Source organism: Burkholderia sp. Ac-20353 (genome assembly GCF_017104785.1).
GTDB lineage: Bacteria > Pseudomonadota > Gammaproteobacteria > Burkholderiales > Burkholderiaceae > Burkholderia.
On sequence record NZ_JAAGPL010000002.1, the window covers coordinates 79,584 to 103,201 of the forward strand.

General features: G+C 64.5%; 24 protein-coding genes. 15 read left to right on the plus strand and 9 right to left on the minus strand.

The window, feature by feature from the left end:
- The first annotated feature begins 46 nt into the window (after positions 1-46).
- The 8 genes from G3N94_RS00415 (at position 47) to G3N94_RS00450 (ending at position 7,092) form a co-directional block, all read left to right on the plus strand.
- On the plus strand, positions 47-526 hold the full coding sequence (locus tag G3N94_RS00415; protein WP_205789672.1) for a MarR family transcriptional regulator: 480 nt from the start codon (positions 47-49) through the stop codon (positions 524-526).
- The gene (locus G3N94_RS00420; protein ID WP_205789674.1) at positions 523-2,676 is read left to right on the plus strand and encodes an FUSC family protein; all 2,154 of its coding nucleotides are present in this window, start codon (positions 523-525) and stop codon (positions 2,674-2,676) included. The genes G3N94_RS00415 and G3N94_RS00420 overlap by 4 nt, the downstream gene beginning before the upstream one ends.
- Before the next feature lie 37 nt (positions 2,677-2,713).
- The gene (locus tag G3N94_RS00425; RefSeq protein ID WP_205789676.1) at positions 2,714-2,926 is read left to right on the plus strand and encodes a DUF1656 domain-containing protein; all 213 of its coding nucleotides are present in this window, start codon (positions 2,714-2,716) and stop codon (positions 2,924-2,926) included.
- A gap of 12 nt (positions 2,927-2,938) precedes the next feature.
- The gene (locus G3N94_RS00430) at positions 2,939-3,916 is read left to right on the plus strand and encodes an HlyD family secretion protein (protein ID WP_205789685.1); all 978 of its coding nucleotides are present in this window, start codon (positions 2,939-2,941) and stop codon (positions 3,914-3,916) included.
- A complete protein-coding gene (locus tag G3N94_RS00435; RefSeq protein ID WP_205789687.1) occupies positions 3,913-5,412 on the plus strand; it encodes an efflux transporter outer membrane subunit in 1,500 nt (499 codons plus the stop codon). Before G3N94_RS00430 ends, G3N94_RS00435 begins: the two co-directional genes overlap by 4 nt.
- Positions 5,413-5,613: 201 nt before the next feature.
- Complete coding sequence (locus G3N94_RS00440) at positions 5,614-6,039, plus strand: TOBE domain-containing protein (protein ID WP_205789689.1); 426 nt, start codon at positions 5,614-5,616, stop codon at positions 6,037-6,039.
- 74 nt (positions 6,040-6,113) lie between these two features.
- Positions 6,114-6,653, plus strand: coding sequence for a nitrogen fixation protein NifQ (locus tag G3N94_RS00445; RefSeq protein ID WP_241021468.1), 540 nt, complete (start codon positions 6,114-6,116; stop codon positions 6,651-6,653).
- A 52-nt stretch (positions 6,654-6,705) separates the two neighbouring features.
- Positions 6,706-7,092 (plus strand): winged helix-turn-helix domain-containing protein, encoded by a 387-nt coding sequence (locus G3N94_RS00450; RefSeq protein ID WP_241021455.1) that lies wholly within the window; start codon positions 6,706-6,708, stop codon positions 7,090-7,092.
- 12 nt (positions 7,093-7,104) lie between these two features.
- Here the strand turns inward: G3N94_RS00450 and G3N94_RS00455 are convergent, their stop codons facing one another.
- From G3N94_RS00455 to G3N94_RS00470, 4 genes are all read right to left on the minus strand, one after another.
- Positions 7,105-8,466, minus strand: coding sequence for a DUF2325 domain-containing protein (locus G3N94_RS00455; RefSeq protein ID WP_205789693.1), 1,362 nt, complete (start codon positions 8,464-8,466; stop codon positions 7,105-7,107).
- 25 nt (positions 8,467-8,491) lie between these two features.
- Positions 8,492-9,013, minus strand: coding sequence for a hypothetical protein (locus G3N94_RS00460; RefSeq protein ID WP_205789695.1), 522 nt, complete (start codon positions 9,011-9,013; stop codon positions 8,492-8,494).
- 480 nt (positions 9,014-9,493) lie between these two features.
- Entirely contained in the window at positions 9,494-9,697 is a 204-nt protein-coding gene (locus tag G3N94_RS00465; RefSeq protein ID WP_205789702.1) for a hypothetical protein, read from the minus strand.
- A gap of 269 nt (positions 9,698-9,966) precedes the next feature.
- Entirely contained in the window at positions 9,967-10,719 is a 753-nt protein-coding gene (locus tag G3N94_RS00470) for an immunoglobulin domain-containing protein (protein ID WP_205789703.1), read from the minus strand.
- 1,469 nt (positions 10,720-12,188) lie between these two features.
- On the opposite strand from G3N94_RS00470, the gene G3N94_RS00475 reads away from it, so the two are divergent.
- Together G3N94_RS00475 and G3N94_RS00480 are read left to right on the plus strand one after the other, a co-directional pair.
- Entirely contained in the window at positions 12,189-13,124 is a 936-nt protein-coding gene (locus G3N94_RS00475; RefSeq protein ID WP_346778621.1) for a helix-turn-helix transcriptional regulator, read from the plus strand.
- A gap of 89 nt (positions 13,125-13,213) precedes the next feature.
- Positions 13,214-14,221 carry a helix-turn-helix domain-containing protein gene (locus G3N94_RS00480; protein ID WP_205789707.1) on the plus strand — a complete coding sequence of 336 codons (1,008 nt, stop codon included), beginning with the start codon at positions 13,214-13,216 and terminating at the stop codon, positions 14,219-14,221.
- A 21-nt stretch (positions 14,222-14,242) separates the two neighbouring features.
- Here the strand turns inward: G3N94_RS00480 and G3N94_RS00485 are convergent, their stop codons facing one another.
- Positions 14,243-14,563, minus strand: a complete 321-nt coding sequence (locus G3N94_RS00485) for a hypothetical protein (protein ID WP_205789714.1) — start codon at positions 14,561-14,563, stop codon at positions 14,243-14,245.
- Positions 14,564-14,699: 136 nt separating this feature from the next.
- A complete protein-coding gene (gene metE, locus G3N94_RS00490; protein WP_205789720.1) occupies positions 14,700-16,994 on the minus strand; it encodes a 5-methyltetrahydropteroyltriglutamate--homocysteine S-methyltransferase in 2,295 nt (764 codons plus the stop codon).
- A gap of 131 nt (positions 16,995-17,125) precedes the next feature.
- On the opposite strand from metE, the gene G3N94_RS00495 reads away from it, so the two are divergent.
- The 4 genes from G3N94_RS00495 to G3N94_RS00510 all read left to right on the plus strand — a co-directional run bounded on the left by G3N94_RS00495 (position 17,126) and on the right by G3N94_RS00510 (position 20,620).
- Positions 17,126-17,665, plus strand: a complete 540-nt coding sequence (locus tag G3N94_RS00495) for a LysR family transcriptional regulator (RefSeq protein ID WP_205789729.1) — start codon at positions 17,126-17,128, stop codon at positions 17,663-17,665.
- Between the two features lie 65 nt (positions 17,666-17,730).
- On the plus strand, positions 17,731-18,345 hold the full coding sequence (locus G3N94_RS00500; protein WP_205789731.1) for a TetR/AcrR family transcriptional regulator: 615 nt from the start codon (positions 17,731-17,733) through the stop codon (positions 18,343-18,345).
- Between the two features lie 154 nt (positions 18,346-18,499).
- Positions 18,500-19,492: a DMT family transporter gene (locus tag G3N94_RS00505; protein ID WP_205789733.1), complete on the plus strand. Its 993-nt coding sequence runs from the start codon at positions 18,500-18,502 to the stop codon at positions 19,490-19,492.
- Between the two features lie 21 nt (positions 19,493-19,513).
- The gene (locus tag G3N94_RS00510; protein ID WP_205789735.1) at positions 19,514-20,620 is read left to right on the plus strand and encodes a nitronate monooxygenase; all 1,107 of its coding nucleotides are present in this window, start codon (positions 19,514-19,516) and stop codon (positions 20,618-20,620) included.
- A 93-nt stretch (positions 20,621-20,713) separates the two neighbouring features.
- Here the strand turns inward: G3N94_RS00510 and G3N94_RS00515 are convergent, their stop codons facing one another.
- From G3N94_RS00515 to G3N94_RS00525, 3 genes are read right to left on the minus strand one after another with little or no spacing between them, the layout of a single operon-like run.
- Entirely contained in the window at positions 20,714-20,899 is a 186-nt protein-coding gene (locus tag G3N94_RS00515; RefSeq protein ID WP_205789737.1) for a DUF1289 domain-containing protein, read from the minus strand.
- Positions 20,900-20,901: 2 nt separating this feature from the next.
- Positions 20,902-22,182, minus strand: coding sequence for a CDF family Co(II)/Ni(II) efflux transporter DmeF (dmeF, locus tag G3N94_RS00520; RefSeq protein WP_205789746.1), 1,281 nt, complete (start codon positions 22,180-22,182; stop codon positions 20,902-20,904).
- Between the two features lie 12 nt (positions 22,183-22,194).
- Positions 22,195-22,470, minus strand: coding sequence for a metal/formaldehyde-sensitive transcriptional repressor (locus G3N94_RS00525; RefSeq protein ID WP_205789748.1), 276 nt, complete (start codon positions 22,468-22,470; stop codon positions 22,195-22,197).
- A gap of 194 nt (positions 22,471-22,664) precedes the next feature.
- Here G3N94_RS00525 and G3N94_RS00530 point away from each other — a divergent pair, with 194 nt between their 5' ends.
- Positions 22,665-23,618, plus strand: a complete 954-nt coding sequence (locus G3N94_RS00530) for a chromate resistance protein ChrB domain-containing protein (protein WP_205789750.1) — start codon at positions 22,665-22,667, stop codon at positions 23,616-23,618.

Genomic DNA, 23,618 nt, shown 5'->3' on the forward strand with positions numbered 1-23,618 from the left:
AACCGATAGTTTGCTATCGAATTGTTTTGCCCCTATCATCTCGGCCATGACAAACCTGCACGACCTCCGCCTCGCCGTCAGCAGCCTGCTCGTGCTGTCCGCCCGCAAGTGGCGGCGCACGAGCGACGCCGTGCTGACCGCGTACGGCGTCTCCGAGGCCTGCGCGGCGCCGCTGCTGATGGTCGGGCGCCTTGGCGAAGGCTTGCGGCAAGGCACGCTGGCCGACCATGTCGGCATCGAAGGGCCGTCGCTCGTGCGGCTGCTCGACCAGCTCTGCGCGGCCGGCCTCGTGCGCCGCGACGAAGATCCGAGCGACCGCCGCGCGAAAACGATCTCGCTGACCGCCGCGGGCCGATCGGTCACCGCGATGATGGAGGACGATCTGCGGACGCTGCGCGCCCACGCGCTGAAGGGCGTGACGCGTGCCGACCTCGAGGCCGCGCTGCGCGTGCTGAACGCGTTCAACGAAACCGGCGCGGACGATGCCACAGCGCGCCATCCCGACCCGCAGCGGCGCCCGTCATGAGCTACCCGAGCATTCGCGACTGGCTGTTCTCGGTCAAGACGTTCGCGGCGTCGATGCTGGCGCTGTACCTCGCGCTGTATTTCCAGCTGCCGCGCCCGTACTGGGCGATGGCGAGCGTCTACATCGTGTCGAACCCGTTCGTCGGCGCGACGCGCTCGAAGGCGCTGTACCGCGCACTCGGCACCGCGCTCGGCGCCGCCGCCGCGATCCTGTTCGTGCCGCCGTTCGTCGAGACGCCGTTCCTGTTCAGCGTCATCGTCGCGTCGTGGTGCGGGACGCTGCTCTACCTCGCGATCTCCGACCGCACCGCGCGCAGCTACGTGTTCATGCTCGCCGGCTACACGATGCCGCTGATCGCGCTGCCGACCGTCACCGATCCGACCACGATCTTCGACGTCGCGATCGCGCGTACCGAGGAGATCGTGCTCGGCATCGTCTGCGCAAGCGTGGTCGGCAGCACGATCTTCCCGAGCCGGCTCGCGCCGACGCTGATCGAGCGCACGGACGGCTGGTTCAAGGATGCCGCGTTCTATGGCCGAGAAACGCTGTCCGGCCATATCGCCGGCAAGGCGCTGTCCGCGTGCCGCCAGCGTCTCGCGTCGACGATCACGGGCCTCGAGTTTCTCATCAGCCAGCTCGGCTACGACCATGCGCACCCGCGCATCCTCGCGCGCGCACAGGCGCTCGCCGGCCGGATGCAGCTGTTCCTGCCGCTGATGTCGTCGCTCGCGGATCCGCTGCTCGCGCTGATGCGCGACCTGCATCTGCGCCCCGCCGGGCTCGACGAGCTGCTGGCCGACGCGGCGAAGTGGTTCGACGCGCCGTTGCCGACGCTGAAGGCCGCGAGCACCGGCGACGTGCCCCATGATCCGGTCGCGGACCAGCTGCGCGCGCGCATCGCCGCGCTGCAGCCGCCGGACAGCGCGCTCGCGAGCTGGGACGGCGCGCTGCTGTCGAACGCGCTGTGGCGGCTGCGCCAGGTGATCGACATCTGGCAAGACTGCCGCTCGCTGCGCGCGCTGATCGCGAACGAATCCGGCGTGTGGCAGCCGCGCTACCGGCACTGGCGGCTCGGCGGCACCGAGCGCTTCTTCGACCGCGGGATGATGCTGTTCTCGACGCTGTCGGTGGTCTGCGCGATCCTGGCCGGCTGCTGGCTGTGGGTGAGCTCCGGCTGGCACGACGGCGCAGGCGCCGTCACGCTCCTCGCCGTCGCGTGCAGCTTCTTCGCGGCGCTCGACGAGCCGGCGCCGATGGTGTTCCGGTTCTTCCTGTCGACCTGCGCAAGCGTCGTGTTCGCAGGGCTTTACCTGTTCGTCGTGCTGCCGCACGTGCATGACTTCGAGATGCTCGTGCTGATATTCGCCGGGCCGTTCATCCTGGTCGGCACGCTGCTGCCGCGCCCGCAGTTCAACATGGTGACCATGCTCGTCGCGGTCAACACGGCCACGTTCATCAGCATCCAGAGTGCCTACGAAGCGGATTTCCTCGTATTCCTGAACAGCAACCTCGCGGGTGTCGCCGGGCTGCTGTTCGCGTTCGTGTGGACCCGCGCAACCCGCCCGTTCGGCGCGGAGCTGGCCGTGCGGCGCCTGTTGCGCTCGGGCTGGGAAGACGTCGCGCGGTCCGCGTCGACGCAGCCGCTCGACGACCAGCGCAACCACGCATCGCGGATGCTCGATCGCGTGACGCACCTGCTGCCGCGCCTCGGCGCATCAGACGATCACCGCCATCCGTCGATCGAGAGCTTTCGCGACCTGCGCATCGCGCTGAACGCGCTCGACCTGCGCCGCACGCGCCGCAAGCTCGGCGGCGACGTGCCGGACGCGATCGACCGCGTGCTGGCCGGCGTAACCGAACACTTCACGCGCTGCGCGGCCGCAAACGAGCGCCAGCCCGCGCCGGCCGCGCTGCGCGAGACGATCGACGACGCGCTGCGCCGGGTCGCCGACCTCAACCTGCCGGCCGCGCAGGGGGCCGACACCGCGGCTGACATCCCGGCCAACACCGCGGCGGACGCCCAGCCGGTCGCGCCCGCGGCGCACCGCTGGCTGCGCGACACGCTGCATGCGCTCGTCGGCCTGCGGCTGTCGCTGTATCCTGCGTCGGCCGGCCAGGCGCCGCAAACCTCGGGAGGCACGCACGCATGAACCGGCTTTCCACCTCCACGCTCCTGCAACCGCGACCATGATCGGCGAAATCGACATCTTCGGCGTGTTCGTGCCGGCCCCGCTCGTGCTGATGCTGATCGCATACCTGATCAACGTCGTGATTCGCGCCGGCCTCACGCGCATCGGCTTCTATCGCCTCGTCTGGCACCGTTCGATCTTCGACCTCGGCATCTACGTGTTCGTGCTGGCCGCCGTCGTGATCGTCTCCTACCATCTCGTGGCTACCTAACGCGAAAAGAACGTGAAAAAAACCTGGCTCTCCGCAGGACAGATCCTGCTCACCCTGATCGTCGTCATCGTGGCCGGCCTCGTGCTGTGGCGGATCATCAACTACTACCTGTTCTCGCCGTGGACGCGGGACGGGCACGTGCGCGCCGACGTGATCCAGGTCGCGCCGGACGTGTCGGGCCTGATCACGTCGGTGGACGTCGTCGACAACCAGCCGGTGAAACGCGGCCAGGTGCTGTTCGTGATCGACCAGGCGCGCTACACGCTGGCCGAGCGCCTCGCCGAAGCGACGCTCGACCAGCGCCGCGCAACGCTCGCACAGGCAAAGCGCGAGTACGCGCGCAACCAGCAGCTCGGCAACCTCGTCGCGAGCGAGCAGGTCGAGGAAAGCCGCACGCGCGTCGAACAGGGCGAGGCCGCGCTCGCGGATGCGCAGGTGTCGCTCGACACCGCGAAGCTGAACCTGCAGCGCACGACGATCGTCAGCCCGGTGGACGGCTACCTGAACGATCGGGCGCCGCGCGTCGGCGAATACGTGCCGGCCGGGCACGCGGTGCTGTCGGTCGTCGACCAGCATTCGTTCCGCGTCGACGGCTATTTCGAGGAAACCAAGCTGCGCGGCATCCATATCGGCCAGCCCGTCGACATCACGGTGATGGGCGAACCGCATGTGCTGCGCGGACACGTGCAGAGCATCGTCGCCGCGATCGAGGACCGCGACCGCACGCAGGGCGCGAACCTGCTGCCGAACGTGAACCCGGCGTTCAGCTGGGTGCGGCTCGCGCAGCGCGTGCCGGTGCGTGTCGCGCTCGACGAGGTGCCGGACGACTTCCGGATGATCGCGGGCCGCACTGCAACCGTCGCGATACGCTCGACGGATTCTCCAGATAAGCGCCGCGATAACACGACGAAACCGAACGCCGCGAGCGGCGCGGCTGCGACGCTGCCGGCGTCGGCAATGGCCGCGAGCGCGGCGGGAGCGTCGCAATGACGCGGCACGGCATCCGGCTCGCGGCGGCGCTCGCGCCGCTCGCCCTCGCCCTCGGCGCCTGCAAGTCGGTCGGCCCCGACTACCGTCTGCCGCAGCAGGCGTACGTAAACGCGCCGCTCGCGAACGGCGCGCTCGACGGCGCGAACGGTACGCTCGTGTCGCACGACGCGGTGCCCGGCAACTGGTGGCAGCTGTACGACGACCCGGTTCTCAACGAGCTGGTGCAGAGCGCGCTGAAATCGAACACCGACCTGCGCGTCGCGGCCGCGAACCTCGCGCGCTCGCGTGCGGCGATCGATGTCGCGAATGCACAGGGCGGGTTCTCCGGCCGTGCGGAAGGCGGGGTGCAGCGCGCGCAGGAATCGGCCGAGCAGTTTCTGCTCGAGAACAAGCTGCCGGTCGTGAACGAAGGCACGCTCGGCATCAACGTGTCATATGAATTCGACCTGTTCGGCAAGCTGCGGCGCGGCGTCGAAGCCGCGCGCGCGGACAGCGACGCCGTCAAGGCGGCCGGCGATCTCGCCCGCATCTCGGTCGTCGCGGACGTCGTGCGCGCGTATGTCGAAGCGTGCTCGGCCGGCGACGAACTGGCGATCGCGAAAGAGTCGCTTGCGCTGCAGAAGCAGCGCGTCGCGATGTCCCAACGGCTGCGCGATGCGGGGCGCGGCAACCAGAGCGACGTGACGCGCGGCGTCACGCAGGTCCGCACGCTCGCCGCCGACATCCCGCGTTTCGAAGGCCGCCGCAAGGTCGCGCAATACCAGCTCGCCGCCCTGCTCGCTCGCGCGCCCGCCGACCTGCCGAAAGCGGTCGCCACCTGCGAGCGCCTGCCGCAGTTGCGCCAGCCGATTCCGATCGGCGACGGCGCCGCGCTGCTGCGCCGCCGCCCCGACGTGCGCGAAGCGGAGCGGCAGCTGGCCGCGTCCACCGCGCGGATCGGCGTCGCGACGGGTGCGCTGTACCCGTCGATCAGCATCGGTGCTTCGGCCGGCACGACCGGCCTCGCCGCCGACCTGTTCTCGCCGACCACCAATCGCTGGTCGTTCGGTCCACTGATCAGCTGGACGTTCCCGCTCAACGGCCAGCGCGAGCGCGTGCGCGAGGCCGAGGCCGCGACGGGCGGCGCGCTCGCGCATTTCGACGGGGTCGTACTGAGCGCGCTGCGCGAAACGCAATCAGCCCTCGCCACCTACGCGGCCGACACGCAACGCACGGACGCGCTGCGCACGGCCTACGAATCGGCGCGGAATTCGGCCGACGAAACGCACCGGCTCTACCTGGCCGGCCGCGAATCGTTCATCTCCGATCTCGATGCGACCCGCACGCTGACGAGCGTGCACGCGCAGGTCGCGGCGGCCGAAGGGCAGGTCGCGGCCGACCAGGTGCGGCTGTTCCTCGCGCTCGGCGGCGGGTGGGATGCGGATGTGGCGCCGGGCGCGCAGAACGCGGCGCCGCAGGCGGCGAATGCTGCGACGAATTCCGCCGCACACGAGTGATCGACACTGCGTCATAGCGATCGATACACAACGGTCGCCTTGCTGCAGTCCGCGCAATCCGCGCAATTCGGTGGATATTTCCTGATTCGCGGCATAGCATTCGCATGCGGTTGGCCACGTTCAACGGCGGTAAACTGGCCGACGCACTCTATTCACTCACCGCTGCCCGTCGGGCAGCGGCATCCACAGCGGAGATTCATCATGCGAACCAGCGCCCGTAATCATTTCGTCGGACAGGTCTCGGCCGTCAAGGCCGGCGCCGTCAACGACGAAGTCACGCTACGCACGCAGGACGGCCTCGAGATCGTCGCCGTCATCACGCACGGCAGCGCCGCATCGCTCGGGCTCGCGACCGGCTCCGCCGCGTTCGCGCTGGTCAAGGCGTCGTCGGTCGTCGTGATGGTCGACGTCGACAGCAGCAAGGTTTCGGCCCGCAACTGCATCGCAGGCACCGTGTCGTCGGTCACGAAGGGGGCCGTCAACGCGGAGGTTGCAATCACCGCTGCAGGCGGTGCGCAAATCGTCGCGATCGTGACCAACGACAGCGTCGAGCGGCTCGGGCTCGCCAGCGGCAACGCGGCGACGGCGATCTTCAAGGCGTCGAGCGTGATCGTCGGCGTCGAGTAACGAGCGTGACGCACGCACCGGCCTCTGCCGATCCGTCCGGCGCCGCACAGGCGTGCGAACGGTATCGGCACGCGCTGCTGGCCGGCGCGGACGACGCTGATTCCCCCGACGCGAACCTGTTTTCCACCCTCGTCGCGGCACGCATCGGCCGCGGCGAACTGGCATTGCTCGGGCTTCCGCGTGCGCGGCTCGTCGCGTTGCTCGCCAGGCATTTTCCGCACTTGGAACCTGTCGCCGCATCCGCATTGCCGGTCTTGATCGTGATCGACGATCGTGCGCATGCGGATTTCGTCGCCGCACTGCACGCGCTGCTGCTGCGCGACGTCAGCCACGCCGTACACGAGGACGATGCCGACTGCCTCGCAGCGATCATCGCGCACGCGTGCCTGCGCCCCGATCACCTGTGGCGCGACCTCGGTCTCGACGGACGCGAAGCCGTGACGGGCATGCTGGCGCGCTACTTCCCCGCGCTGGCCGCGCGTAACGTCGAACCGCTGCGCTGGAAGAAATTCCTCGCGCAGGAAGTCGCCCGGTCCCGTGGCCTGGCACCCGCTCCCGCACCGGGGTGCCCCGGCTGCGAGGACTACGTGGTGTGCTTTCCGCCGGTTCGATAGCGGCCCGTGCGACCCCCGCGCATGGACGACACGTTCGTGTATCCTGTCGCGCATGACGAAGCCCACCACCGCCGCGACGCGGCCCGCGATCGACGCCCCCCAGGTCAGTTTCCGCATGCGCATCCGCAAGGGTGACACGGTCGCGCTCGGGCCCGGCAAGGTGTCGCTGCTCGAAGCCGTGCATGAGCACGGTTCGATTTCGGCGGCCGCACGCAGCCTCGGCATGTCGTATCGTCGGGCCTGGCTGCTGATCGACGAGTTGAACCGTTCGCTGACTTCGCCCGCCACCGTATCGGAGCAAGGCGGACACAGCGGCGGCGGTTGCACGCTGACGCCAGTCGGCGAAGAAATCATCCAGCTCTATCGCGCGATCGAACTTCAGGCGCAGAAGCACTGCGCGAAGCAGATCGCGGCCCTCACCGAACTCATGCAGCGCTGACGCGGCGCGGCACTACCCGTGCCGCAGGCAGAATGCCGACACGCGCGTGCAGCTCGACAGCTGCGCCGCATCGTCCTGGTCGTCGCTCATCAGGTCGACGAAGCTGGCGACGCTCGCGGTCCGGAGCGGGCGATACGCAATCCGATGCCGCTCGCACACGCGCTTCAGCGTGTTCATCGAATCGTGGTCGATGCAGTCGACCGGGAACACGACCAGGTCCGCGCCGGGAATCGACGCCGCCAGCTTGCCTTTGCGGTCTTCGATGCCGCCGTCGTGAACGGTCAGCGTGCCGCCGGCGGATTCCACGAGCCGCCGGATCGCCGCGTGCGATCCGGGGCGGCCGCCGACGTACACGATGCGCTTGCCACGCGCGCGCTCGAGTGTCGGCGGCATACTCTCAGGTTCGGCGATTGTGCGCAGGATGGCCTGTTCCATCGCGTGCGCTTCGCTCTTCATCGTCGCGATCGTGTCGCGACCCTCGTCGAGTTGCGCGCGCAACGCCTGCACGCGCAACTGTTCTTCTTTCAACCGGTCCTCGGCTGCGCGGCAACGGCTCGCGTGCAGCGCGACGATCGCGTCGCGCTCGCTCACCGCGTCGCGCAACCGCGCGAGTTCCGCGTGCTGGTCGCTGTCCGCCGAAGCCGCGCGCCGGTTCACCACCGCGGTTAGCGCATCGATCGTCGCGCGCAGCGCACGCACCTCGGCATCGCGCTCGACGGCCAGCGTCTGCAGCCGGGCCTGCTGGCGCTCGATCTTGTCCGTGAGCGCTGCGTTCTCGTCTTCGAGTGCGACGAGACGGCGGATGTCGGCACGGTTCGCCGCGCCCACCAGATGCGACAGCATGTGGACGTCGCCGAATGCAAGCTGCCGCATCTCCAGTGTCGCCGCCGGATGCGTGACGATGGCCCAGTACGCGGGCGGTACGTCGCCCGTCTTCAGCGCATCGCGCCACAATGTGCGCAGCGCGTCGACGTCCTTTGCGAGCCCGACGCGCTTGAGCGCCGGCGCATAACGTTGATCCAGCGCCTTGTGCAGCGCTTTCGCGCCGTCGCCACCCTGCGCCGCCAGTTCGACCGCCGCGTTATGGATCTGCAGGTCGGACGCGTGCTCGCGATCCACGTCGGTGTAACGCGGCACAAGCTTGCGCAGTTCCGCAGTCGTCAGGCATGTGCCGATCACCGAGCAGTGAATATGCGGATCGAGCTCGGCAAGACGTGCCCTGCGCGGCGCCGCAGGCCGCGTGGCCGGTGCGGGTAGCGGCGGGCGTTCGCAGCAGCGATCCTGCAACGGCTGAAGCGGTTGCAACGGCTGAATCGGCTTCGAATCGGACGAGCCGGACACCAGCGGGGACAGTCGAAACGGGGGCGTCTCCATCGCAAGGCCTCGTTCAGTGAGCGACTCAGGCGAGCGCGTCGATCTCGCGGCGCGGGATCGCGGCCGCATGCGTCGGCGCGGGTTGCGGATGGCATTCCAGCACGTGCGCGACGCACAGCGCGACCAGTTCCGCATCGAGTCGCTCGAGCGCCGCCGCAGCGTGTTGCAGTTCGGCGTCGCCGGCCGGCGGCGACTGCGCGAAGATCACATCCCGGTGCCGTTCCGCGAACGCCGCGCGCTCGAGATATCGATTCAGCTCGGACAGGCGGCGAAATCCGGCCAGCTCGGCCTGCCGCGACAGCAACGTCAGCAAGCGGTCGAAGCGCAGCGCATCCGCGTCGCCGGCCGCCGGGACAGCCGCACCATGCGGCGCGAGCATCGCGACAACACGCAGCACGCTGCCGCGCAGACGCCCGAACGCATCGACCACGGTCGCGATCCGTTCCGCGCGCGGACCATCCTCGCGCCGCCTCAGCGGCACGATCGTCGCCGACAGCACGCCGCATTCGACGCCGTCGCTCAACTCTAGCTGCGCTCGTTTGCCCATCCCGCCCTCGCTGCAATCGAACCTGCCCTGCCTTCGGTAGCAGGGGCTGCTCGAATACCTGTCGTAATCGTTGACCTCGTAATATACAGCAGAATATAACGAAGGCTGAAATTCGTGGTTTGTATCGTTTGCGATTCGGGAGAAGTCGGTGGTTTACGCGGTGGACTGCGCGCGCTTTTCCCTCGCGCCCTCGATAGGGCCGCCGCTCACGGTTTTCCGATTCCCGAGATACCAGTGCCTGCCACGGGTGGCGATCGTCCCGTTCACCAGGAAACCGACATGCACAACTTTTCCATTGGGCATGGACGCTGCCGGCCATGCTCGTCCGATTCACGGGGCATCTGGATTGGATCGCTTGCGCGAGTCTTATGGCTTTCCGGTGACAAAGCAGATCAACGTTGCCTGACCGCTGGCCGAAACAGTTTCATGCCATTGGTCGGTAATTTGTAAACCATTCGAAGTGTAGAGGCCGCACAAGCTTCACGTTGATGCAAAGTCAAATCGCGCTGCCGAGCCCGATGCGGACGGTGGCACATTCGCCTGGCATTGGAACGTCGCATTGTCGTTGTTGCTCTGCGTGACAACGGCCTTGGTATCGGTCGTGAAGACGAAGTTTCCGTTGCCGTCAGCCAGACCGCAGCCGCCGGCCGGGTTGATGACCACGGCTCGCGCAGCGTGCGCCATGGGCGCAGCCAATGCGAAGAGTGCAGACGCGGATGCAAGAACTAGATGTCTAGTAAGCATGGCACTTCCTTCGAAATTAATAGAAATCGAATCATCGTGAATACGTGGTCGCAATCAAAAGTTCCGGACATTCCGAATTGCGCCCACGGACTGCAAACACCTCTGGCTTGATTGTTGCCTCCAGGCCACGGCCCTCCGTCCCGACATCATGTCGATTCACGATCGAAACCCGTCACGCCGCACCGATGATGCGATCGAGACGGCCCAAACTATCTGGATGCGGCAACTGCAGACGTCACGTTCAACATTGCGTCGGCGCTCGTTGTCGAGCCCGCTCCGCAATGGACTTCAACGCTGTATCTGGCGCCGTTGTCGGTGGACGCGACCGGCGGCGTCGTGTAACTGGCGCCAATGGCCGCTGGAATCGCAACCCCATTGCGGCGCCACTGATAGGTGGGCGTCTGGCTGCTCTCGACCGCCACGAAGAAGGTTGCGGTCTGCCCGGCGAGCACCGACTGACGGCGCGGCTGCGACGTGATGCTGGGGGCCGTCACGCCGGTCTCCGGCGGCCTGACGCTGAGTTTGGCACCGGCGCTGGTGACTTTGCCCGTCACGTCGCTGACGACGACCGAAAATACCGAGTTCGTATCACCGATAGATAGAGCGCCTGTGGTGTACTTCGAACTCATCGCACCAGCGATCTTGACGTCGTCGATCAACCATTGATACATCAGCGGCCCGTTGCCCGACGCGGTCACGGAGAAGGTTGCGGTCTGGCCGGAAGTTACGGTAATGCTTTGCGGCTGTACCGAGATCGAGATGACAGGTGCGCTGATGGCCTTGCCTGGCTCCGATACCGGGTTGCCGCTGGCGCCGCCTTGACTGCCGTCGCCCACACTGACAGCCGTCGATGGGAATCGTGCCTGCGTCGCCGACCCCGAATCGTTATCGCCACCGCAGGCGCCTAGCAGAGCCGACAAGGCGGCCAGTACCGAAGCGAAAAGCCCCTCTGGATCACCCATGACAAGCGATCAGCGGGATTGGCTGCAGGACCAGGCTTAGGGACAGCCGTTGCGTGGTCGCTCATGGCTCGGGACATGTTGGTCGCTCCTGTTGGACTCAGCCCCGGTAACTCGTCAACGGTTGAACATCGCATCGATGTCGTCACGCGCTGATGCCGAAGGCAAGCGCGGTTGCTTTCGCAAGCTTCACCTTTCAACAATTGCGCTCTCGTCGGCTGCCTGATCTGGTTGCGAGTGGCGGGCCGTTGCCTGCCGGAAAGGCGGATGGCCCCGGAGCCAGCACTCCGATCGCACTGTCTGACTGGTTGCTTGGCTCATCGTCGGTGCATGGCAGTTGCAATGACGCCAGCCGTAACCGACGCATGTGATTCGGCATCGCACTGTTAGCGAAATATGGACCACTCACGATTACTCATTGTTTTGATTTGCAAAATTCACCTGATAGCCACGCGGGGAATTCGCAACATGACAAAACGCTACATGCGTGATACATGCCTTGCTTCGTCGAGCCCTTCTTTCTCAAGTTTCGATTGCACTGGCAGCCAATTGACGAGGATCCCAAGACGTTTCAAACACGAAACATACACGATGAAAATGATCGATACGACCCATTGCTTCCGGCCAGAAAAACAATTTATGAAATCGACCACCACGAATATGCTATTCGAGAACAATTCCACGGTTTGATAGGACGAATTTACGCTCACCCCTCCAAAAAATTTGAACTAATTTCATGTTACATATGACGTCATTCAAATAGGAAAACTATGAATTTGAATTTGAGCCAACATGAAAACGTTTTGCTCAATCACATTTCCTCCAACAAAAAGCGAATGGAGCGCTTTCAAAAACATGTGTCGGTGCACTCCGGGTATGGTCGTCCGAACGTCCGGACGTGCCGGCATCCTCAAAACGTTTCATGCCTGGTACAGGTCCCCTTTGATGTGATGATCGGGGTGTGTCCCGCCTCTCGACGATCGTGACGAAATGGCGGGCCGCCATCACGATGTGTTTCGACGATCACGCACGACCATGCAAATTCGACACGATCTTCGTAGTCGACCCGGGTTCGGCTAAACATAGTCATCCGCTAGCCCCGAACGGCTGCAATCAACTGCGTTCCCGTCATTCATTGGCAACCCGGATCTCCGGAGCAACGCCTGTCGCAAACAGAAACACTACAACATCCTGACGGCAAACGTTTTCGCAGAAAGCCTGGATGCTGTATCAATGCCCGGAGAGAAAAGGCCAGCATCTTCTGAACGCCTGCACCTCTGCCGCATGCGTTGCCGATTGACCAGCTCGGCCCCGATCTCGCCTTAATTTTCTTGCCACATTTCCCGGTAAAATCGCTTCTCCCCCGACCTTTTCAAGGTGTCCGCATGCGGCATGGCCGAAGCCATCTCAGCGCAAGCCCGGAGTCCCGGAGCGGGATCGTTCACGTTCCTTTCGATGTGCAGACGGAACCTGTGCACCGACAATTTTTGGAATGGCGCGAGCGTATCGGTCAGGTCATGGATGTCGTGCCGACGCGTGCGCAAATCGAGCGGCCTTTTCGCGGGGCGATCGACACGTATTGGCTCGGGGAATTTCTCTTCGCCGTCGCGTACACCGACGAGTTGACCCTCGAGCGCACGATCGGCCGGATCTCGCAGGACAACGCGCGTGCCATTGCCTTCCATATCGTGACGGACGGCGACGCCGCGACGCTCGTTACCCGCCCGGGAAAGCGCGCGGACGCCCCACTCGACGTCGGCATCCTCGCGGTCGATTTCGATCAGCCTCTGCACGTGTTGCGACGTGCGTGCCGGCACGTGACGCTGTTTGTGCCCCGTACGGCATTGCAGCAGGTATTTCCAGACCCCAGCGCTTTACACGGGCGTGTCCTCGGCGCAAACGAGCCGGCTGTGCAGCTGGTCAGGCAGCGCGCGACGGCGCTCTCCACGAGCATCGATTATCTGTCGTTCGATGACGCCTATCGGTGCATCACTGAAATCGTTCGACTGGTCGCCGACGCATTCGGAGAACAGGCCGGGTTGCGCGGGAGCAAACCCGCGATCGCCCGCGCGATTGCGTTCGACGCGGCACGCCGCTTCGTGCGGGCCAATCTGGCCGAGATCGATCTCTCTCCGGAGCATGTGGTCGAATCGCTGGCGCTTTCGCGGGCGACCGTATACCGGATGTTTCAACATGAAGGCGGGCTAGACGCCTACATTCGGCATCTTCGGCTGCGCGCGGCGGCGGACGATCTCGTTCGTTTGCCGAACCTTCCGGTCGCGGAGATCGCCTATTCCGTCGGCTTCAAATCCGCGTCGGACTTTACGCGCGCCTTTCGACGGGCTTATGGTTTCGCGCCGCAGGAGGTTCGGACGTACAAGGACTGGTTTCCGGGGCAGCAACTCTGATGCGGACCGACACAAGTCTCATATTGCCTGGTACAAGCGGTCACACGGCTGCACCGTCAGGTCGCTTGTTGTTGCCGGCGGAGCCGCCGATGCTTGCGCCCGGCATCGCGCACAGCAATTTCAGCGTTCAGGGCGACGCCCGTCGAAGCTTCCTGGCCTGGCAGGAGCGCATGAGTCCCGTCTATGACATTCAGCCTTCGTCGAAGCACGCCGAGGATACCTTCGACGCATCGCTGTCCCGATACACGATCGACAATCTGAGTCTTTTCGACTTCCGCACCGCTCCGAACCTGGCCGTGCGGTCGCTGGGCCGGGTTTCGACCGAGAGCATTCGCGACATCAGCTTCAGCGTGTTCCTTGAAGGGCAACCGGGGCTGTTCGTAGGCGGCAATCCGCGTCCCGACGCACCGCCGATACCGCAAGTGCCAAGCATCCTCGCGCTGGACATGGATCAACCGTGCACGATCCGGAGCTTTCATGGTCGGATACTGCTCCTGTTCGTGCCGCGCGCGCTCGTGGAAAGGTCGCTCCCTGATGCAGCGTCACTGCATGGCCGCTCGCTTCATGCGACCACTCCTTTGACGCGCTTGCTGATCGAGCATCTGGTGGCGCTGAATCGACAAATCGTCGGGCTGAGCAAGGAGGAAGCGCACCAGTCCTTTGTCACTGCGGTAGAACTGGTCGTCGCCGCTTTCAGCCGTCAAGCGGGTCTTTCCGGCAACGGTCGCGCGGCGGTCCGTGCCGCTGTCTACGGACAAGTGCGGCGGCATGTCGAGACTCATCTGCACGATCCGGAATTGTCGCCTGACAGCGTGCTGGCATCGCTGCATCTCTCGCGCGCCAGCGTGTATCGCATCTTTGAGCATGAAGGTGGTCTGGCCGCCTATATCCGCAGCCGCAGGCTGCGAATGGCGGCCGATGAACTCGTGCGCTTTCCGCACATGGAGGTACAGGACATTGCGTCGGGGTTGGGTTTCAACGATGCGTCGAGCTTTACGCGTGCATTCCGGCGCGCGTTCGACATCGCGCCACGGGATTTGCGCGAGTACGCACCGTTGCTCCAGCGCGGACATGCAACACGGGTGCGCTTTACGTAGACCACAGCGTTTGCCCGCGCGTCAACGGGCGATGTCGCCGCCGAACAGCGTACGGCGGATCCGTGCGAACAGCGCCGTGTCGGCAGCCTGCGCACGCAATTCGGCATCGGCGTGCGCCGGTTCATCAGGGCGCACATCGGGATACGCATCGGCAAGCGCCCCCAACGCGTCGTTGCTGACGATCCACGCACGTACGATCTCGATCATTGCCTGACGATCCGTGCTCAACAACTGCGCGACCGCCACTCGGCCGACTTCCTCGTAGAGCGGCCAGCACGATTCGTCGTCAGCTTCGAGCGCGTTCAGCAGCGGCCCGATCGCATCGTTGCTTTGCGTGGTCATCGTATTCGTCCTCGTTCAAACAGCGCCATCGTGCACGCGTGCATCGCGGGTAGCGGCACTGCGTGCCCGCCGCGCGATCAGAGATACACCGGCAGCCGGCACACCGTGCGCGACGGCCGCCCCCGAACGGAAACGCTCAATCGAGCTGGCTGCGCAGTGCCTTCGCCGCGCTCACCATGTTCGTCAGCGCCGGAATCACTTCCGCCCACTGGCGGGTCTTCAGGCCGCAGTCCGGGTTCACCCACAGGCGTTCCGCCGGGATCCGCTCGGACGCCTTCTTCATCAGGCCGACGATGTGCTCCAGCGTCGGGATGTTCGGCGAGTGGATGTCGTAGACGCCCGGCCCGATTTCGTTCGGATACTTGAAGTTATCGAACGCGTCGAGCAATTCCATGTCCGAGCGCGACGTCTCGATCGTGATCACGTCGGCGTCCATGTCGGCGATCGACGCGATGATGTCGTTGAACTCCGAATAGCACATGTGCGTGTGGATCTGCGTGTCATCCTGCACGCCGTTCGCGGTGATGCGGAACGATTCGACCGCCCACTTCAGATACTCGCTCCATTGCGCACGGCGCAGCGGCAGCCCTTCGCGCAGCGCGGCCTCGTCGATCTGGATCACGCGCACGCCGGCCTTCTCGAGGTCGAGCACTTCTTCACGGATCGCGAGCGCGAGCTGGTAGCACGATACCGAGCGCGGCTGGTCGTCGCGAACGAACGACCAGTTCAGGATCGTCACGGGGCCGGTCAGCATCCCCTTCATCGGCTTGTTCGTGAGCGACTGCGCATACGTGATCCATTCGACCGTCATCGCGTTCGGGCGGCTGATGTCGCCGAACAGGATCGGCGGCTTCACGCAGCGCGAACCATACGACTGCACCCAGCCGAACTGGCTGAACGCGTAGCCGTCGAGTTGCTCGCCGAAGTACTCGACCATGTCGTTGCGTTCCGCTTCGCCGTGCACGAGCACGTCGAGGCCCAGCGCTTCCTGCTCGCGCACGCTGCGCTCGATCTCCGCGCGCATCGCGCCCTGGTAGCCGGCTTCGTCGAGCGCGCCGGCCTTGAACTGGCTGCGCGCCTGACGGATTTCAACCGTTTGCGGGAACGACCCGATCGTCGTCGTCGGGAATGCCGGCAGGTTCAGCCGGGCCGACTGCTTCGGCGCACGCGTGCCGTACGGGCTCTGCCGCTGGCCGAGCGCGGCCGTGATGCGTTCCACCGCGGCCTTGACGGCCGGGTTGTTCACGCGCGGCGATTCGCGTCGGCTGCGGATCGCGGCGGCATTCGCGGCGAGCGCGTCGGCGACGGCATCGCGCCCCTCGTTCAGCGCGGTGGCGAGCACCTTCAGCTCGTCGAGCTTCTGCAGTGCGAACGCGAGCCAGGAACGGATTTCCTCGCCGAGCTTCTCCTCGCTCGCGAGATCGACCGGCACATGCAGCAACGAGCACGACGGCGCGATCCACAGGCGCTCGCCGAGCTGCTTCGCGAGCGGCTCGAGCCAGTCGAGCGCGGCGCTCAGATCGGTCTTCCAGATATTGCGGCCGTTGATCGCGCCAACCGACAGCACCTGATCGCCACCCAGTTCGCGAGCGAGCGCGTCGACTTCGCCGCGTGCGTTGATCGCGTCGATATGCAGGCCGTCGACGCGCAGCGAACGCGTGAGCGCGAGGTTGTCCTTCAGCTCGCCGAAATAAGTCGCAAGCAGCAGCTTGATCCGCCGCGTTTCGAGCGTCTCGTAGGCAGTCCGGAACGCGTCCTGCCATGCGGCGTCGAGTTCCGTCACGAGCGCCGGCTCGTCGATCTGCACCCATTCGACGCCCTGCGCGGTCAGCGTGTCCAGCAGCGCGCCATAGACGGGCAACAGCTTCGGCAGCAGCGCGAGGCGGTCGGAATCGTCCTTCGCCTTGCCGAGCCACAGGTACGTGACCGGGCCGATGATCACCGGCTTCGCGTTCACACCGCGGGCCTGGGCTTCCGCGAGCTGCTGCAGCAGCCGCGACGGGTTGAGCGAGAAGTTCGTGTCCGCGTGGAATTCCGGCACGATGTAGTGATAGTTCGTGTCGAACCACTTCGTCATTTCGCCCGCCGCGACACCGCCGCAGCATGCCGCGTGTTCTTCAGCCGACTGCGCCGAGCGGCCGCGCGCGACGCGGAAGTAGTTGTCGAGCGGGTCACCGTGGAAATCCTGCACACGCTTCGGCAGGTTGCCGAGCGTGAAGCTCATGTCGAGCACCTGGTCGTAGAACGCGAAATCGCCGACCGGTGCGAGATCCAGATCCTTCTGGTGGTCCCAGTGGCGCGCGCGCAGCTGCACGCCGAGCGCCTGCAGTTCATCGCGCGACGATTCGCCTTTCCAGTAGCGTTCGAGACCGAACTTGAGTTCACGTTTTGCGCCGATGCGCGGGAAACCGAGATTGTGTGTCGTAACCATGGGCGCGGCCATCCAGTGATGAGTCGAAAGCTGTCTGGCGCAGATGATAGGATTTCCGATGCATGATTAAAAATGTAATTATTTCATCTATCGATTAGTTTTTTTCATGTTGGCCATTCCGGATCATCCCGATGCTTGAACGCTTCCATCTTCTGATCATTCGCGAAGTCCAGCGGCAGGGCTCGCTGACGGCCGCCGCAAGCGAGCTGTTCCTGACCCAGTCGGCGCTGAGCCATACCGTGAAAAAGCTCGAGCAACAGCTCGGCACGCCGATCCGGGATCGCGAGGGCCGCAGCCTGCGGCTCACGCAGGCGGGCCGCTACCTGCTGACGCTCGCGGAACAGCTGCTGCCGCAATTCGAGCATGCCGAGGCGCGCATGAAGCAATACGCGAACGGCGAGCGTGGCACGCTGCGGATCGGCATGGAATGCCATCCGTGCTTCATGCTGCAGATGGTCGCGAACAACCGGGGCGTTGCCGCGCTGCCGCGGTGGCTCGCGGAAGAATACGCAGACAGAATGGCCATCACGGCGGTGAAGCTCGGCAAGAACGGCATTGCAAAGCGGATCTTTCTCGGCACACGCGAAGCCGACGGCGAGCTCGAATATCTGGTCTCGTTCGTCGATTTCGCGCGGCGGTCGAACTGGCAGGCGCCGCGCATGCGTCGCTGATTGCCCCTCCGGCGGCAAAATCGAGTGCTTGATTTTGAGAACGGTCGGTTCTAATATTCGTCCCCATGAGTCCGAGTTCTTCCATTCCGTCCCGTGACCGGGGGCGCCCGCGCGAATTCGAAGTCGACGATGTGATCGACGCGGCAGCGCGCGTGTTCTGGGAACAGGGCTACCATGCAACGTCGATCGACGCGCTGTGCGACGCGACGGGCGTATTTCGCGGCAGCCTGTACAGGACGTTCGGGGACAAACATGGATTGCTTGTCGCTGCGTTCAACCAATATGCAGAAGGTGCAGTGGCGCGCCTCAAGGAGCGTCTCGCGGCGGATCTGCCGCCTGGTCAGGCGCTCCGCGAAGCGCTCCTGCATTACACGAAGATCGCTGCAAATCTGTCGGCCCGACGCGGTTGTTTCATCACGAATGCGGCAATCGAGCTGTTGCCGACGGACGACGAACTGCGTCCGCATATCGAATCCACATTGCAACGCATCGCGACGCAATACAGCCTCGCCGTCGCGCGCGGCCAGCAGGCGGGCGAATTCGACCGCAGCCTCGACGCGGAAGAGGTCGGCCGGTTTCTGCTTTGCCTGATTCAGGGGATGCGGGTACTGGGCAAGACCAATCTGAATGAGCCGGACCTCGCGTCGATCGTCGATATGGCCATGCGCGCACTGACCTGAAATTTTTTTGAATATTTTGAGACCATTCAGTACCAAATAGTTCAAGCCTGACTCCGGTCAGATGGAATCAGAACGCCGGCATAACGCAAGTCGTGTTGCAGACACGGGTTGGCTGAACGCCGGATTTCTTCACCGAATTTGAGAACGATCAGTCATGAATAACACTCATAATCAGACGCTGTCGGTTGCTCGGTACTGGAAAGGTATCGCTTATTGTGTCGGCGCAACGATACTGATGGGCGCGATGTTTCCGATCATGACGGATGCCTTGCTCCATATCGATCCCTTTACGTTCACATCGCTGCGCTATCTGATCGCCGGCGTCGGCTTCCTGGTCCTGCTGTGGCTGACCGAAGGAAGCAGCGGCCTTGTGCCCGCCGGCGAATCGTTTCTGCTCGCGTGGTTTCTCGGATCGATCGGGTTCTGCGGCTTCGGCTCGTTTGTCTTTCTTGGCCAGCAGTTGGCTGGCGATCAAGGGGCGCTCACGGCGTCCATCATGATGGCGACGCAGCCGATGATGGGATTGCTGCTCAACGCGCTGGTGAAGCGTACCGCGCCCGCACCGCTTTCCATCTTGTTCGTGATCCTGTCGTTTGCCGGCGTGTCGCTTGTCATCACGCGCGGAGACCTGATCACCGCGCTGCGTGAACCGCAGCACTATGCGGCGAACGCGCTGATCGTGCTGGGCGCGTTGTGCTGGGTCATCTACACGTTCGGCGCCGCGCATTTCACGCGCTGGTCTGCGCTGAAATACACGACCATCACGACATGGCTGGCGTTGACCACGATCGTCACGCTCAATCTGATCCTGATTGCTTCGCACGCGATCGCGGCGCCATCGCTCGCGTCGCTGCGTTCAATCCTGCCGCATCTCGCGTATATGGGGCCCGTGGCCGGCTTCGGAGCGATTCTCTGCTGGATCACGGGCAATCGGATCCTCGGTCCGATGAACGGGGTGCTGTTCATGGATATCGTGCCGATTACCGCGTTCATCGTCTCCGCGATGACGGGAGTCGTGCCGAATCATGCACAGATCGCCGGAGCCGCACTGACAGGTGCGGCGCTCATCCTCAACAACCTCTACCTGAGGCAGCGCGGCAAGCGAATCGCGAAGGCGGCGCGCACGGCCTCGTCGGCATCGGCATAACCCACTGACTGGAGACCCGCGATGAATCCGGCTTTTTCCACGAATTTGCTCGATCTGCTTGGAATCACCTTCCCGATCGTGCTCGCGCCCATGGCCGGTGTCGGCACGCCGGCGCTTGCCGCCGCCGTATCGAGCGCGGGGGGCCTGGGCTCGATTGCGGTCGGCGCAATGTCGGTCGATAAGGCCAGATCGTCGATCCGCGAGGTTCGCCAGCGCACCGACAAGCCGTTCAACGTCAACGTGTTTGCACACCATACCGCGCAGCCCGATGCGAATCGGGAGGCCGAGTGGCTGCGTTATCTGAGCCCGCACTTCGAACAGTTCGATGCGGCACCGCCGGCAGCGTTGCAGGCGATCTATCCAAGCTTCGCCGACGCGGACGCGATGCTCGAACTGCTGCTTGCCGAGCGACCGCCCGTGGTCAGCTTCCATTTTGGCCTGCCATCCTCCGATGCAATCGACGCGTTGCGCGCCGCCGGCATTACGCTGATCGCGAATGCGACATCCGTTGACGAGGTTGTCGAGATCGAGCGTGCCGGTATCGACGCCGTGATTGCGCAGGGCATCGAGGCCGGCGGCCACCGCGGCGTGTTTGATCCGGATGGTCTGGACGAGAGACTGTCGACCGCCGCGCTCGTCGACACGGTTGTTTCCGCATCCCGTTTGCCGGTGCTGGCCGCCGGCGGCATCATGACCGGGGCCGACATTGCCGGGATGATCCGGCGCGGCGCGCAGGCGGCCGTACTCGGCACCGCATTCATCAATACGCCGGAGTCCGCAGTCAGCGACGCGTATCGCGCGGCCGTGAGCGCCCCGCTTGCGCGCACGGTGCTGACGCGATCGATTTCAGGCCGCGTCGCGCGCGCAATCGAAAATCGGTTCACGCGGTTCGATGACGACCCGAACCGGCCCGACGTGCCGGATTATCCGATTGCATACGATGCCGGAAAGCACCTCCATGCGGCAGCCGTGGCGCAGGGGAACGACGGCTACGCTGCGCACTGGGCCGGCGCAAACGTTCGATCGATTCGTGCAATGCCGGCTGCGGCGCTCGTCGATACGCTGGTTGGGGAAGCCGCCGCCACCACCGCGGCCGCCGACGCGTCAAACGCGACACGCGAGTATTGAGTGCATTGTGGGCGACTCGCCATCAAGTTCACGCGTCAGGCGACGCGGATATCTGCGGTGTCCGGGTGCCCGAACGCTTTGCCAGCGTCGGTGTCAGTCGGCCGTTTCGCGGGCCAGCTTTGCCTGCCGGCGAGCACGTTCATTGACGATCTGGTGGCGCCGATGGTCCGTCATCTTCTTCCACGCACGCGCTTCATCCCGCGTGCGAAAACAGGCCACGCAGTAGCCTGTCTTGCCGTCGAACGAGCACACTTCGACGCAAGGCGATTTGACCGCCATGCTCAGTGCCCCCTGGCGACCGGCACGACCTCGACGGTCACGTGCGACAGATCCTTGAAGCGCTGAAGCAGACCGTGATAAAAGCGCGAATCCCGATTCGTGTCGTCGGTCGAGATGGAGACGACCGCGCTCATGTGCCCCGGGCCGAGACGCCACACGTGCAGATCGTTGACGCTGTCGCCGCCGCCTTCGATAGCGATACGAACGTTGTCCTCCAGTCGACGATCCGAATTCATGTCGAGCAGGATGCCGCCCGTATCGCGCATCAAGCCGTACGACCAGTTCGCAATCACCAGCGCCCCGATGATGCCGGCCAGCGGATCCATCCAGATCCAGCCGAACGCGCGCGCGAGCAGCAGCCCGATGATGGTCAGAACCGAAACTGCCGCATCCGCAATTACGTGAATGTAGGCGGAACGGATGTTGTGATCCCGTGCGGCCGACGTCGACACGCTGTGATCGTGTTCCTCGAACATGAGTTCGTGCTCGTGGCCGTTCAGGCGGACGATGGCCTTGAATTGGTGCGGCTCGGGAATATCCTCGATCGACTCCAGATAGCCGCCGCGACTTTCCATTGCGAAATCCTGGCGGGTACCGTCCGGGCGGATCGTCGTCACCGACACGGCGTTCGCATTGCCGAGCTTCGTGTCGTTCGTCGCAGGCGCTACGCGGAACACCGGCGGGACACCATCTTCGAACACCGACACGAGGAATACGCCCTGCCGGTCGAAGATCTTGTGCACTTCCTCTTCGTGGTCGTGATCGTCATGGGCATGACCGTGATGATGGCCGTGGCTATGACCATGACTATGCCCATGGTGATCGCCGCTCAGCAGCCAGACGCTCGCGATGTTGACAAGCAAGCCGGCAACCGCAATCGGAATCGCCTCGCCGAAATGGATAGGAACGGGGGCGAGCAAACGCGCGACCGCTTCGTATCCGATCAGCAGCGCAATCATCGCGAGCACGATGGCGCTGGTGAAACCGGCCAGGTCGCCGAGCTTTCCCGTGCCGAAGACGAATCGCGGGTCACTCGCGTGCTTGCGCGCGTAGGTGTACGCCAGCGCGGCAATCAGCATTGCACCCGCGTGCGTCGACATGTGCAGCCCGTCCGCGACAAGCGCCAGCGAACCGAAAATCGTCCCGCCGACAATCTCGGCCACCATCATCGCCGCGCAAAGCCCGATGACCATCCAGGTCTTTCGCTCGTTCTGCTCGTGGGCCGCACCGAGAAAGATGTGGTCGTGTCCCGCACCGAAGGCGGCGTCCTTGAATTCGCTCATTTCGATTCCTGATTACTTGAAATAGCTGTGAACGACTTCGATCAACTGCTCGGTCGCGCTGCCTTCGTGCGCGTCGTGACCGTCGGCGTCGACCAGGTGGGATCGGATGTGATCTTCGAGCACGACTGCCAGCAAGCCGTTCATCGCACCGCGGCCGCTCGTGATGAGCTGGAGAATTTCGTTGCAGCCGCGCTCCTCTTCCAGCGCCCGCTCGATCGCCTCGACCTGCCCTTTGATGCGGCGGACGCGATTCAGCAGCTTCTGTTTTTCCTTGATGGTGTGACTCATGGTGCCCTCTTCATATAGCGGGGGGGACTATATCAGGAAAGACTTTTCCATATAGGGAGTGGGGGTATGTTGCATAAATGAAAGGCAAGGCTTCCGCTCCGGCCCCGAGGTTGCCGGCTTGCGCCCGCACGCCCGCTGCACGCCCTCGAAAAGTAAACTTGTAGCGTAGTCAACATGGAAGTAGCATTCTCTACATGAACACCATTTCGCCCTGGCTGCTTCTTGTTCTGACGCTGCCTACGGAGAACGCGACGGCTCGCATGCGGTTCTGGCGCGCGCTCAAGGCGAAGGGCTGCGCGGTGTTGCGCGACGGCATTTACCTGCTGCCGTACACGGAAGAGCGTGAAGGCGTGCTGCGCGAGCTCGCGGACGCGATCGCCGAAAGCGGCGGCACCGCTCACCTGTTGTGCGCGCCGAGCCTCGATGCGTCACAGGAGCAGGAATTCCGGGCACTGTTCGACCGCGGCGACGACTACGCCGCCTTCACCCGAACGCTCGTCGACGCGCGCAAGACGCTCGCCGGACAATCCGCCACGGAACTCGCGCGCCTGCTGCGCCGCCTGCACAAGGATTTCGACGCGGTCCGGGCGATCGACTATTTCCCGGGCGATGCGACGACCCTTGCCGAAGTCGCATTGCAGGATTTCGTCGCCCTGATCGACACCGTGCTGTCGCCAGGGGAACCGCACGCCGCGGATCGCGTGGTCCGGCTGCTTGCGATCGACGAGTATCAGGGCCGCCTGTGGGCGACACGGCAGCGGATGTGGGTCGATCGTGCCGCCAGCGCGTGGCTGATCCGCCGCTTCATCGACAGGCATGCCCGCTTCGTCTGGCTGGCGTCGCCGGCGGAGTGCCCAGCCGATGCGTTGGGCTTCGATTTCGACGGCGCGACATTTACCCACGTCGGCGAGCACGTGACATTCGAGGTGCTGCTGGCCAGCTTCGGGCTCGATCGCGACCCGGCGCTGATCCGGCTCGGCGAAATCGTGCACACGCTCGACGTGGGCGGCCCCGCCGCGCCCGAAGCGGCCGGCTTCGAGGCCGTGATGGCCCGCACGCGCCAGCGCACGGAAAACGACGATCAGCTGCTCGAGCAGATGGGCGCCGTGCTCGACGCGCTGTACGCGCATTTCGCGTCGAACGGATAG